Below are 13,668 nucleotides of genomic sequence, written 5' to 3'. Positions count from 1 at the left end.
ATTATTAACTTACTCATTACTTATATTTATGAAAGGAATTTTATTAGTAAACTTAGGTTCACCAAAATCTACGGCTGTAGAAGATGTAAAGGAATATCTTGATGAATTTTTGATGGACGAAAGAGTGATCGATTACCGCTGGATCTTCCGTGCACTTCTCGTTCGCGGTATTATTTTAAAAACAAGACCCGCGAAATCTGCTGAAGCATACAAAACTGTTTGGACGGATGAAGGCTCACCACTCATTGTCATTACTGAAAAAATTCAGAAAAAGCTACAGAAGCTGGTGGATGTTCCGGTGGAAATCGGGATGAGATATGCCGAACCAAGCATAGAAACAGGAATCCGCAAGCTGGTGGAAAAAGGCGTAACCGAAATCGTACTTTTCCCCCTGTACCCGCAATATGCGATGAGTACAACGGAAACCGTAATAGAAAAAGCAGAAGAAGTAAGAAAGCAGAAATTCCCTAATGTAAGGATCAATTATATCCAGCCTTTTTACAATAGGGATATTTATATTAATTGTTTAGCTGAAAGTATTAAGGAAAAGCTTCCTGAGAATTTTGATGCGCTTCAATTCTCTTATCATGGGGTTCCGGAAAGGCATATTTATAAAACAGACCCTACAAAAACATGTAATCTGAACGACTGCTGCTCAAGAGAAAACAATCCTAGCCATCAGTTTTGCTATCGTCACCAGTGTTTTGATACCACAAACAGGGTGATTGAAAAACTTAATCTTCCGAAAGAGAAAACAATTGTCTCATTCCAGTCAAGATTAGGAAAAGATAAATGGATTGAGCCTTACACGGATGAAACGTTGGAAACCATCCCTGCTAAAGGCATTAAAAACCTGGCAATTGTGTGTCCGGCTTTTGTTTCGGACTGTTTGGAAACACTGGAAGAAATTTCAGTGGAGGGAAAAGAGCAGTTTCTGCATGGCGGCGGCGAAAACTTCCATTATATTCCTTGCCTGAACGATGAAGACCGCTGGATAGATGTGGTAAAAACGTTATGTGAAGAAAAACTTAATGAATTTTATTTTGTCTAAAATATAAACCTTCGGAAACGGAGGTTATTTTTTTGTTCAATATCAAAATATTTTGCCAATACCCCTCCGTTTTTCATCTATTATTTCAATATAATTACATAATAATCAATTACACCCCTAAATTTTTAATATAAATTTATAAAAATTAAACATTTTTTCATACCTTTACCCTGTCAAAAAGAACATCATTAATCTTAAAAAATAAAAATGATGAATGCAACTGCCGAAATTTTAAAGAGTAAAATTGAAAACTTCAGTCCGGAAATACTGGAAGCTTTTGCAAAAATGATGGAAAGTTTTGAAAAGAAGAGCCAATCTGCTATTCCTAAAATTCATTTAGATGAAATTTTATACAGAATCCAGTTTCATAATGAAAATCCTAACACAAAATTAGATTTCTACGAAAATATTTCGGAGCTGAAAAAGTATTACGCTTAAAATGAAGGTACTGCTCTCTTCCATCGCAAAAACGACATAAGGCTTCTTATGCGGGTATTTAACACGGAAAAAGAAAGTATGGGAGCTTATTTCCTTGAAGATCTAAAGGACACAATTGAAGAAATCCTGTAGCAGATGGAAAGGCCGGAAGATGTCAGCATATACGCAATGAGCAATTTTCCTGTTACTATTCATTACCTTTTTGAAAATGAAGAAGTTTTGTTTGTAACAGCAATTTTTAAAAAATAGAAGATTTTTCCAGAACTATTATTATATTGAATCTCACAGGAGTTTTCTGTGAGGTTTTTGTTTTCCCGCATCAGATATTTCCGCGGCTTCAGCATGATATCACTACAAATTACCCGTTTAATAAAAGCCTTTAGCATTAGGTTTGTCATGCTGAGACCGCCGAAGCATCTCAACAATTATTAAAAATTCAAAACACTCAGACACTATAGCCGGCCGTAATAAAACACTATCTCACCGGCGTTCTGAATTCACCATATCCCATCAAACCGTCATAATTTCTCCCGAAAGGCGCATAATATAAAAATGCCTGATACAAGTTGTCGGTCTGCCAGAAGTTCCCATTCACGTCACCGAAATTCAGTGGACCATTTCCTGTTCTTGTTGCCAGAATATAATTGTAAAAACCTTGCTTTAAGTATAATTTGGCCACATATTTTTTTGTTGCGGCATCATACTGCATCTGGTTTTCTTTGTTTGGTTTAAAATCGTTAAACCCTCCCAGTACATAAATATCCTTATCCACCGGATCAGAATCTAAAGAAAAATATACCCACGAATAATCTGCTTCCCGGGTTGCATCCCTTTCCCTTCCGAGATCATTTCTTCTGTAATACCATGCTCCGTTTACGTCAGGCTGGTATTGATAATTCAGGGGAAATGCCCAAACCGGATGAAGGTAAGTCTGGTTCACTCCGTCAAGGACTTCTGTTGCGCGCACCATGTCTGCAGCCATATTCATATTTTTGTTATCGAAATAATAGAATTCGTTATTTCCCGGAAAAACAAGGCTCATCTGCTGAAAAAGCAGTTGGTTTCCTAATGTTGCGCTTGGTTTTAAGTTCTTAATTGTCACATTTGGATTGTTGTTCTGCATTACATTCAGGCTCATGGAATTGACGTTGGACGACAAGTTCCCGCCCTTTGAAACAGCTTTCACCTCTACCCTTTGATTGGCATCCGGATTTCTTGCATCAGAAAATCTTGAAACGTTTAAAGCTACTGCAGCTACATCTTCCACAAGGTAAAATCTTCTTTTGAAAAGTGGCTTATCCGCTGAATCCTTATACACTATAATTTCAAAATTCCCTGAAATTTTCGGCTGTATTTTATCGTTAGGAAACGTCAGCGTATAATGAGTATACGCCTGCAACGTATTGAATGAATACTGGAATTTGTCAAGCAGCGCATTCAGGCTTCCATTGGCATATTCGGTGAAGAAAAGGTTGTCATCTTCCCAGTTTCTGTTGTAGTGCTTGATGGTATACCGGTAGATTTCGCTGGCATTGGTAAGATCATCAAAGCTTAAAACAAGCTGCTGACCAACATTAATAACCGGTGTCTCGTCATTTGTCTGGGGATTGAACAGCTGTATGCTTTGGATATTCTGCCCAAAAACCAATCCGCTCAAAGAAAGTAATACTATTTGCAAAGTTTTCATTATGACGAAGATAAAGAAAAATCGGGATTTCTGATGTGATAAGTATGTTTTTAATTATTTTCTAATCATAAAAATTACTGAGGTCGAAGCATCTTTTAATGAATATTTTAATGAAGAAATCATTTTTACTCATTAATATTTAAATTAAAAATTTTAAATCAAAACTTTTGTTCTTACATTTGTTCACAAAAAAACATTCACAATATGCTTCAAATCCAAGGTTTTGTATTCAATTTTGCAAGCGAAAACACATACATCATTTACAACGAAAATAAAAAGGCCTGGCTGATCGACCCTGGAAATATGAATGGCCAGGAAACCAAAGCTATTGAAAGTTTTATTACGGAAAATGAATTAAAAATCGAAAAAATCCTTTTAACTCATGCTCATATTGACCATGTTTTAGGCTTGCAGTGGGCTTTTGACACTTATAAAGTTCCTGTAACGATGCATCAGGATGATAAAGAAGTGCTGGATATGCTTCAGGCCAGCGGAATGAGATTCGGGTTTCAGATTAATCCTGTAAATGTTGATATTGAATATATTAATGAAGGAGATGAACTGGATCTTGGCGAGGAAAAATTTAAAGTCTACCACGTTCCGGGACATTCTCCGGGAAGCTTGGTTTATCATAACGAAAATCAGAAATTCATGATTTCCGGTGATGTACTGTTTGAAGGAAGCATTGGAAGAACAGACCTTTACAAAGGAAATTACGAGCAGTTAATTGAAGGAATAAAAACAAAGCTGTTCATCTTTGATAACAAAACACAGGTTTTCTCCGGACATGGAAACCCAACGACAATCGGTTTTGAAAAGGAGTATAATCCATTTTTAAAGTAATTATTGATATTAAACCTTGAAGGTTTAATATCTGTCAATTTATTATAACAAAACCGCCAGAGATTTCTGGCGGTTTTTATCAATTATGAAGAAACTAATGTGTTAGAAATCCAATGTAATAGATGCCCTTACAGCTGCTCCCATGATTGGTCTGGCCATAATGATCCCGTCACCTGTAGGAGATCCTGCTCTTGGGTCACCTTCTGTAATACCGATGGTGTTAAAGATATTCGTTCCGTCAACTGCAAAACGGATTTTCCCCAACTGGTAAGAAGTTCCCGCCCCGAATTCGGAGAATGAAGGTAATGTCTGGGCATTTTTTTCATCCTGGAAACGTTTTCCGTAATAATTCATGCTTACATAGGCTCTCCATTGTTTTGTGATATTCACAGCAGGAGAAATATTGAAGTAGAATTTCGGCATTCTTCTCACAGTATTTCCATCGTAATCGAATGTTGTTCCGTCTGCATTTCTTCCGGTGAAATCTTTGTATTTAGGATTCTGAATTGTTCCGTTAAAGGTTACTTCCAGCAAATTATTGAATAATCTTGCATATCCTTCTAGTTCCACTCCCATGTTGGTTGTATTGGCAAATTTATTTTCTGAAGCACCATCAGAGAAAACATCTGTAAATGAAAGGTTTTTTAATGTAGAATAGAATGGTATCACCGCTACATCAAATGTTCTTGAATAATATTTATACCCAATTTCCAATTGATTGGTTGTTACCGGTTTTATTGCTGACAGATTATTCATATTATTATAATATGCTTCTTCGTTCGGAGATCTGAAGCCGTTGGAAAAACGAGCATACACAGCATTTTCTCTATTAATTTTATAATTTAGAGCGGTTGTGAAAGAAACCCTGCTTACATCATAATTCCAATAGGTATATTTATTTCCTAATACAGCCATATTATCGTCTGCTGTCGTAGTGTAGAAGCTGTGAGTTCCGTCTGTTGTTAAATTAGAATCATTCAGATTAGAAGTGGTTGTATTCACTCCATAACCTTTGTAAAAATCTCTGCTGTAGCGGATTCCTCCATTAAAACTTAAGTTATCAGTAATGTTATAATCTAAATTTAAATATAAATCATTTAGGCTTCCCTGAATCTGAGAATCCCTGATCAGGAAAGACATATTCGTAACTCCATTGTAAGTTTTAGAATATCCCATATCAGTTGGAAGCAGCGAAGTGTCTATCAGGTTAAGAAGCTCAGGCCTGTCTGTTGCCGTTGTTAAAATATTGCTCCAATTCCAGTATTGATGGGATTTCCAGTTGGATTTATAGAATCCGGCCGTTACATTTCCTTTGTTGAATTTATAATTGAATTGTAAATCGTTTACAAAATTATTCATTTGTTTATCGATGGCCCAGAAACCTAATTTCTGAACAAATTGTGGATTGACCACTGCTCCATTGCTGACTAAAGAATATTGATAATTAGTCATCCCATAATCTCCACCTTGAGAAATGGGTTTAGTTGCAAACTCAACAGCATTTTGAGGTCCACCTGCAGGGAAAATCCCTGTATAATTCATATTGATATTGGTATATCTGGTTTTGTTTAAAACAGAGAAGTTATTTCCTAAATCATATTTAAATTCTGCTCCCAGAACATCTACTTTCGGATGAATTCCGTCTTCTAAATTTCTGTTGAAAAACCCTCCGCCTGCTTGCGGAATATTCAGCTGACTAATGGTTCTGTAGCTGTAGGTTCCGTAATTAGCATCGAAACCCGAAAACTCTTTAAGATCATTTCCGTTCTGAACCAAAGGAATCGGAAGGAAGAAAGTGTTTCTGTCATCCAGCTTTTTGTAATATATTTTAGCATAGCCTTTATCAAAGACGTATTTCAGATTCATTCTGATCTGCCCGCCGTTATTGGCTTTAAATCCTGTTTTTCTAATCCCGTTGTCTGCTCTGTAGAAACCTCCGACATTAAAGAATAATTTATCTTCTACCAGCGCTCCTCCCAGGTTGACATCGGTACGCATAAGACCATAAGTACTGGTCTCTAGTTTTGCGGTACCCTTAAAGTCATTGCTTCCTTCTTTGGTAATAAAGTTGATCAGACCACCAGGAGAATTATTGGCATAAATAGATCCCGAACCTCCTCTCAAAGCTTCCAGCCTGCTCACAGAATTGTCTACACGGAAGAAATTATCTGCATTGGCAAACTGTAAAGCCCCGTCCTCAAAAACCGGAAGACCATCTTCCTGAACCTGTACAAATTCGTAAGCTCCCGCAGAAGGAATACCTCTTGCAAAAAGGTTGTTCCCAACCTCTCCTCCTGAAGTTTCTACCGCAAATCCCGGAACTCTTTGTAATAATGCTGCCGCACTAATTGGGTTTTGCTTCTGAATTTCTTTTGCTGTAAATGTAGAAATTGCCGTACTGGATTCTATTTTCTTTTTCGGGTTTGAGTTCCCGGTGATAACCACCTGGTCAATAGAAGTTGATAATCTTGTCGAGTCCTGTGCAGGCGTTTCCTGAGCATATGTATTATTGAAATACAAAGTTGCGATACCTGCGAGTAAGAATATCGATCTTTTTTTCATAGTCATATAATTTTTTATAATTAATTTTAATATTATTTTAAATAATAAAAAGGGTTGAGATTCTAATTCCTTACTATTTAGTTTTGTTTTAGTTTAAGATATACCCCATTCGTCCATCCGAAACCGTCCTGATTAGGATATTCTCCACCACCTGCAACAGTTTCTATGTCTAATGCATTATATTTCTCCATCAGTTTTCCGGTGTTGTTGTAGACTCTTTCTACATTTTCACACCAGTTATTTTTAATTTTTTCCGCCAAATCATCAAAGCCGTAGTTTTTCATAGCTTTAAAACCCAGCCATTGATATGGAGCCCAGGCGTTGGGAAGATCCCATTGCTGGCCTGTTTTTTTTGTGGTAGTGACCAATCCGCCCTGATACAAAAACTTTTTTTCAATAATTTCTGCAACAGATTTTGCCTGTTGAGCACTTGCTAACCCCAGGAATAAAGGATAAAGAGCAGCAATATGTTCAGACGTTGTGGTTGTGTTTTTTTTCGTATGATAATCTTTATAAGTTCCAGAATTTTCGTCCCAGAAATATTTGTGGATTATCTGTCTTCTGCCTACTGCCCTTTCTTTAAAATAATTTTCTTTTTCCGATAAATTTTGAAGCGATGAAGATTTTGCCAGTGTTTTTTCCAAATGCCACAGAAGGCAGTTCAGATCTACTTCGGCAAGGTTCAATGTTTCAATCGTCTGTATATTTTCTCCATCTGCAAACCATCTGCTGGAAAAATCCCAGCCTGATTCGCAGGCACTTCTTATATTTCTGTAAAATTCTTCACCTGCATTTTCTGCATCCTCAATATCAATCAAATAGCTCTCCGGACGGGGCTCATTTTCAGCATCGTAATATCTGTTTAAAGTATCTCCATCCTTAGTCTTAAGCACCCTTTTTATGCTTGATTTTTTTTCTAATCTTTCAATTCCGTTCATCCAAAAAGCGTATTCTTTTTTTAACGTATTGTGATATTTAATATAAACACTCTCGTCTTTTGTCGTTTCAAAAAGAAGATCCAGCATCAATGAAAAATACGGAGGCTGCGAGCGGCTTAAGAAATGAGTACGACTTGCATTAGGAACAAATCCCACAGTCTGAATTAGATAAGAGCAGTTTTCCACAATATTTTCCATCATTTCCACTCTACCGGAAACCTGCAGACCAAGCATAATATAATAGCTGTCCCAATAAAAAAATTCATTAAAACGGCCTCCGGGAACTACATATGGCTTTGGAAGCTTTAATAATGTGCCTTTTTCTTCATAAGCCGTTCTTGTAAGCTCGTCCCAAAGCTTTTCAATATGGTCTTCAATCGGCAATTGTTCTTCTCGGTGAATAGAAACTTTTGCTCCTAAAAAATCAAAATTCGACAGCACAAAATCTTTCAGATCAAAATCCGGAGACTTTTTTTCGGCTTCGTACTTTGCGTTGATTTCAGCAATCGGAAGCAGAGGAACGGCATCGGTCATCATTTTCTGATCTTCAAAAACCTTTGACCTTTGAACATCATCAAAAAGTGCCTGAATTTCTTTTATATAAAGTTGTGTATTCATTTTATTTTTTAGGATTTATTTTTAATTTATTCATGAAAACTGCCGAAATAATCAACAGGGAAAGCGGAATTAACGAAAGGTAAAACGCCTGCTGTCCACTGAATTCCTGAAACACAAAACCAGTAATTATTGATCCGATTGTTCCTCCAATTGCAGAGAAAACCACGATCAAACCAGACATGGCGCTATGTAAATATTTCGGGATAGAGGCCAGAATTACAGAATTTATGCTTGGATAAATCGGTGCCAGCAGCCCCCCCATCAATGGAAATAGATACACCACCAAAGGGGCATTGAACCAGGTTGTTCCGGCATTAATTTTAATATTATGAGTTAAAGGAAGTACCAGCAGAATACTCATCGCAAAACCAACCACACAAAAAGAAACCACATAAATCCAGCTGAATTTTTTCGAGAAAAAGCCCGATAAAAACCTTCCCAGCGCAAAAGCACCTGCCAATACTGCTCCTGCCTGAATGCTCATGGAAGTCGGGACTTTTAAAATTTCTTTATAGAAAGTCGGTGTCCAAGTCTGGAAGCTTTGTTCAACCAAAACGAAAAGAAATGCACACAATAAAAAGAATAATACTTTTCTGTAGCCGAACAAACTTGCACTGTTTCTTAAATCACCCAGCAAATCTGTTTTTTCACTTTTCGCTTCGTGCTCATCCAATTTTGTGAAGAATAAAAACAAAAATGACAAGGTTGAAATCCCTCCCAACACCCAATATACATTCAGCCAATGGGTTGATCTTGGGTTATGGTCATCAATAAATAAGCTAAATAAAACATTTCCCATTAATACGCCGATCATGAAAAACCCTTCCAGATAACCCATAAAGCTTGAATGTTCTTTATCCGTATTCGTCACCAGTCCGATGGAAGTGAAAACCGAAATTTTAATTAAAGCAAAAGAAACTCCGACTACCGTAAACAGCAGCTTGAAAAACCAAAAATCATTGGAAAAAGGCATTACAAAGCACATGCAGCTAACGAGAAGCAATGCCGTCAGCATCGAATTTTTGATCCCGATTTTTGGCAAAAATGATGCTAAAATGAATGAACAAATGGCAATCGGCAGGTCTTTAAAACCTTCCAGAACGCTTGCATGAGATTTTGAGATCCCAAAATTCTGCTGTACCTGTAAAATTACCGTTCCTACAGAATTCAAAAGAATGGCAAAAACGAAATAATTTAAAAATAAAACCGCCTTAATGTTGAAATTTTTCATTCAATTATTTTTCTTGTCGGCTAAGATAGAGGCATTTAGGTTAACATTAATTTAACATAGTAAATGAATATTTGAACTATATTAATATAATTATTATTTTAGGAAACAAAATATGATTAACTAAATGAAAGTTACATTTGAAAGAGTAATCCCCGATGAAAAGAGCTCATTCCGTACAATTCACAACAATTCGCCTATTTCGGAATTTAAATGGGAATATCATTATCATCCCGAAATTGAGCTTGTCTGCGTGATTTCCGGGAGCGGAACTCGACATGTCGGTTATCATAAAAGTAATTATACGAATGGTGATCTGGTATTGATCGGTTCAAACATTCCACATTCGGGATTTGGGTTGAATTCTATTGATCCGCATGAAGAAATTGTCCTTCAGTTTAAAGAAGAAATTTTGCAGTTTCCTCAACAGGAAGTGGAAGCCAGATCGATTAAAAATCTTTTAGAATTGTCAAAATATGGAATTCACTTTCATGATGAGGTTCATAAAAAGATGCTTCCAAAATTGAAATTAATGCTGGAATTTGAAGGCTATAAAAGGTATTTATTGTTGTTGGAAATTTTATTTGAACTTTCAAAATGTGAAGATTATGAGCTCCTGAATAAGGAAATCATGCCTTACACCATTATTTCAAAAAATAAAACCCGTCTGGAAAACATTTTCACGTATGTTGAGCACAATTATGATAAAGAAATTAACATCGAAAATGTCGCAAAACTGGCAAATTTAACCCTGCCTGCTTTCTGTAATTTTTTCAAAAAAGCAACGCAAATTACATTTACAGAATTTGTGAATCGATACCGAATTAATAAAGCTTGTTTGCTAATGGCGCAGGATAAAAGTATCTCGGAATGCAGTTATAGCTGTGGTTTTAATAATGTGACTTATTTTAATAGAATGTTTAAAAAATATACGGAGAAAACACCTTCGGAGTTTATGAAAAATTTCGCACATAATAAGGTAAATGTAGATTTAAAGGTGGAGAATGAGGTGAAGATTAAGGCTAGTTTTTAAATTACTTTAAAATGTTTCGACAAGCTCAACATGACATTTCTCTAATACTAGCCGTTTTATTAATGCCCAATTGTAGCAATGTCATCCTAAAACGAAGCTGTCAAAGGATCTCACATAAACAAAAAAAGCCGTCCCCCAAGAACAGCTTTATATATTATATAGTTAAGTTGCAGAACCATTAACCGACAACCCGCAACAATCAACGAAAAATTATTTCCATTTGATATTGCAGCCCATGCTTGGTCTTTGAATTTCCTCTTGTGGCTCGCCCAACAAAAGATTTTCAAAAGCAATAATCAAGTCTTCTCCCGTTACATCCTTATGATTTCCCGGTCTTGAATCATCCATTTGGCCTCTGTAAATAAGGTCTAATTTCTCATCAAAGAAGAAGAAGTCCGGTGTGCAAGCTGCATCGTAAGCTTTAGCGATTGCCTGACTTTCATCGTATAAATAAGGAAAATCGAATTTTCTTTCAATTTGAAATTCGATCATTTTTTCCGGAGAATCTGCAGGATATTTTTCTACGTCATTCGAGTTTATTGCGATAAATTCAATCCCTCTTTCATTATAGTCTTCATATAATTCGTTTAATTTATCTATTACATGAAGAACAAACGGACAATGGTTGCACATAAAGATAACCAACGTTCCTTTTTCTCCTTTCAGATCATCCAATGACTGAATTTCATTGCTTTTTGATGGGTTTGGAAGCTCAAAAAAAGGAGCTTTGGTACCCAAATCAATCATATTTGAGGGAGTATTCATATCTTTTTTATTTTAGCCACAAAGATAAAGATTTTCTTGGTTATTCTAGCCAGGAAGATAGATGCGGGAGAATTGAAGTTATTAATTGAACTTGACTATAAACTTCATTAATTTTTACAATAATTAAAAAAAACAATAACATGAAACGTCTTCAATCCCCGATTCTTTCAGCATCCAGCAAATTTTAAAAGTCTTCAAAAAATCTTTCGCCAAAAGTTAAACTCTGAAATTTGTTTGGAAGTTATATTAAAAAGTTTGTAGTTTTGCTAACACTGTTAGTAATTAAAAATCATGGGTCTACATGAACGTCGACAAAGAGAAAAAGAAAACATACGCACCAGCATTCTGGACGCGGCTTTCTCTTTGGCAAAAACCGAAGGGTGGGCTTCACTTTCCATGAGAAAAATTGCCGATGCTATTGAGTACAGTGCACCGGTAGTTTACGATCACTTTGAAAACAAAGAAGCTATTTTATACGAAATCTCGTTGAATGGTTTCCATTGTTTACATATCGAATTGTTGAAAGCTCAGAGAGAACACGACAATCCGGAAGACCAGTTGAAAGCTATTGTGGATGCTTACTGGAAGTTTGCATTCAAAAACAAAGAGTATTATCAATTGATGTTCGGATTGGGAATGCAATGTAGCGGAAAAGGAATGATGAAAGAAGAATTTTCGTCGTTTCAGGACATGCTTTACGATTGCACGTATGAAATTATTAAGAAAAACGGATCAAAACCGGAAAATGCCTGTCACATGTCTCACGCCTTATTTTCGGCGGTACATGGCTTGATTTCGATCATGATGATGCGTAATGATGATATTCCTTCTACAATGAATAAGACGACTTTGGACGAAACTGTTTCAGCTTTCATTAAGTCTTTGTAGGATTTTTTTTGAACTAAAAATTAACATCGTTAGGAATATTAACACTGAATTAATGTAAATAAATTATTCATTTAAAACTAAATTTAAATTAAAAACCATCTCATGTAAGATTAGAAAGCTAATAGTAAAAATTATTTTTTTTACAGAAACAATTAACACTGTTAATAAAAATAACACACTTTACACCTCATCTTAATTATACTTAAAACCAACATTAAAACAAGTTTCAATTATGAAAACACCGATCTAAAATCGAATATTAAGAATTCTGGAATTTTTTTTTGAACAAATCATTAACACCGTTAGGAAATATAACGGAATTCAAATTTAAAAACAACATTATTTAATTTAACACTTCATTAAAAATTTAAACTCAAAATGAAAATATTGGGAAAAACGAGGATCATCGTACTTATATCAAGTATTATCCTTTTACAAAATTGCACAAAGGCTGCAGAAGGATCAAACGCTGCTCCACCTGCTCCAGAGTTGCCTGTTTATACCGTAATTACCTCTCCTGCTACTGTTTATCAAGAATTTCCGACAGCTTTGGAAGGGAAAAACAATGTAGAAATCAGATCTCAGGTTGATGGCTATTTAGATAAAATTTATGTAGAAGAAGGAGCTTATGTAAGAGCGGGACAACCTTTATTTAAAATAGATTCAAGAAGCTACGGCGAACAAATGAATATGGCAAGTGCCAATTTACAAGTTGCCAACGCTAATATTCAAAAAGCAAAAGTTGAGGTAGACAGATTAGAGCCTCTTGTTGCTGCAAAAGTAGTTTCAGACGTACAATTGAGAACTGCAAAAGCAAATTACGCAGCCGCAGTGGCATCCGCTTCACAGGCAAAAGCATCAGTAGGAAGCGCTAAAATCAATGTAGGATTTACAACGATTACAGCACCAGTAAGCGGATACATCGGAAGAATTCCTTACAAAAAAGGAAGCTTGATTTCAAGAACAGATGCAAGTCCATTGACTTTATTATCAGATATCAGCGAAATTTACGCTTACTTTTCTTTAAGTGAATTGGATTTCATTGCTTTCCAAAATAAATATCCGGGAGCAACTTTAAATGAAAAACTGAAAAATATGCCAATGGTAGACTTGGTAATTGCCGACAACAGCACATATCCTGAAAAAGGAAAAATGAGTATTGTTGACGGGCAATTCGACAAAACTACGGGAGCAATCAGTGTTCGCGCGGTATTTCCAAATGCAAACGGAGTTCTGAGAACAGGAAATACGGGTAGAGTTCGTATGCCACAGCTATTCGATAAAACAATGGTAATTCCACAGGAATCTACTTTCGAAATTCAGGATAAAACGTACGTTTATGTTGTAGGAAAGGACAAAAAAGTAACCGGAAAACCTGTAAAAATCTCAGGAAAAACAGATAGCTATTACTTCATTTCTGAAGGACTTTCTGTAGGAGATAAAATCGTATTCACAGGAATCGGTGCATTGAAAGACGGGGTTGCTATTCAGCCAAAAGCTATTTCTTCTGATAGTTTGTTGAAAGCAAAACCTTTATAAGCTCCTTTCAGGACTATTTATAAGAACTGTTTAAACTTTTTTTAAATATGATTTAAAATCGCAATTATTTTAAACATT

The 13,668-nt window shown here is 35.8% G+C and carries 11 protein-coding genes; 6 read left to right on the top strand and 5 right to left on the bottom strand.

The window, feature by feature from the left end; all coding sequences use genetic code 11:
* Positions 1-28 precede the first annotated feature (28 nt).
* Both hemH and BW926_RS05175 read left to right on the top strand, forming a co-directional pair.
* A complete protein-coding gene (gene hemH, locus BW926_RS05180; RefSeq protein ID WP_076444845.1) occupies positions 29-1,051 on the top strand; it encodes a ferrochelatase in 1,023 nt (340 codons plus the stop codon).
* A gap of 207 nt (positions 1,052-1,258) precedes the next feature.
* On the top strand, positions 1,259-1,489 hold the full coding sequence (locus tag BW926_RS05175; protein ID WP_143756500.1) for a hypothetical protein: 231 nt from the start codon (positions 1,259-1,261) through the stop codon (positions 1,487-1,489).
* A 475-nt stretch (positions 1,490-1,964) separates the two neighbouring features.
* Here the strand turns inward: BW926_RS05175 and BW926_RS05170 are convergent, their stop codons facing one another.
* A complete protein-coding gene (locus BW926_RS05170; RefSeq protein WP_076444841.1) occupies positions 1,965-3,176 on the bottom strand; it encodes a type IX secretion system plug protein in 1,212 nt (403 codons plus the stop codon).
* 204 nt (positions 3,177-3,380) lie between these two features.
* Between BW926_RS05170 and BW926_RS05165 the strand changes: the two genes are divergently transcribed.
* The gene (locus BW926_RS05165; protein WP_076444839.1) at positions 3,381-4,019 is read left to right on the top strand and encodes an MBL fold metallo-hydrolase; all 639 of its coding nucleotides are present in this window, start codon (positions 3,381-3,383) and stop codon (positions 4,017-4,019) included.
* A gap of 102 nt (positions 4,020-4,121) precedes the next feature.
* On the opposite strand, the gene BW926_RS05160 is transcribed toward BW926_RS05165, so the two are convergent.
* From BW926_RS05160 to BW926_RS05150, 3 genes are all read right to left on the bottom strand, one after another.
* A complete protein-coding gene (locus tag BW926_RS05160; RefSeq protein WP_076444915.1) occupies positions 4,122-6,581 on the bottom strand; it encodes a TonB-dependent receptor in 2,460 nt (819 codons plus the stop codon).
* Positions 6,582-6,658: 77 nt separating this feature from the next.
* On the bottom strand, positions 6,659-8,137 hold the full coding sequence (locus tag BW926_RS05155; protein ID WP_076444837.1) for a trehalase family glycosidase: 1,479 nt from the start codon (positions 8,135-8,137) through the stop codon (positions 6,659-6,661).
* A 1-nt stretch (position 8,138) separates the two neighbouring features.
* On the bottom strand, positions 8,139-9,368 hold the full coding sequence (locus BW926_RS05150; RefSeq protein WP_076444835.1) for an MFS transporter: 1,230 nt from the start codon (positions 9,366-9,368) through the stop codon (positions 8,139-8,141).
* A 124-nt stretch (positions 9,369-9,492) separates the two neighbouring features.
* Between BW926_RS05150 and BW926_RS05145 the strand changes: the two genes are divergently transcribed.
* Positions 9,493-10,398, top strand: coding sequence for an AraC family transcriptional regulator (locus BW926_RS05145; RefSeq protein WP_076444833.1), 906 nt, complete (start codon positions 9,493-9,495; stop codon positions 10,396-10,398).
* A 210-nt stretch (positions 10,399-10,608) separates the two neighbouring features.
* Here the strand turns inward: BW926_RS05145 and BW926_RS05140 are convergent, their stop codons facing one another.
* Complete coding sequence (locus tag BW926_RS05140) at positions 10,609-11,163, bottom strand: thioredoxin family protein (protein ID WP_076444831.1); 555 nt, start codon at positions 11,161-11,163, stop codon at positions 10,609-10,611.
* Positions 11,164-11,454: 291 nt separating this feature from the next.
* On the opposite strand from BW926_RS05140, the gene BW926_RS05135 reads away from it, so the two are divergent.
* On the top strand, positions 11,455-12,051 hold the full coding sequence (locus tag BW926_RS05135) for a TetR/AcrR family transcriptional regulator (protein WP_076444829.1): 597 nt from the start codon (positions 11,455-11,457) through the stop codon (positions 12,049-12,051).
* Between the two features lie 378 nt (positions 12,052-12,429).
* Entirely contained in the window at positions 12,430-13,590 is a 1,161-nt protein-coding gene (locus BW926_RS05130) for an efflux RND transporter periplasmic adaptor subunit (RefSeq protein ID WP_076444827.1), read from the top strand.
* The last annotated feature ends 78 nt before the right edge of the window (positions 13,591-13,668 follow it).

The sequence above is a fragment of the Chryseobacterium sp. RU37D genome, from assembly GCF_900156075.1.
In the GTDB taxonomy this organism is placed as follows: Bacteria; Bacteroidota; Bacteroidia; order Flavobacteriales; family Weeksellaceae; genus Chryseobacterium.
Note: the sequence above shows the minus strand (reverse complement) of the source record. Positions and strands in the feature narration are given on the sequence as shown.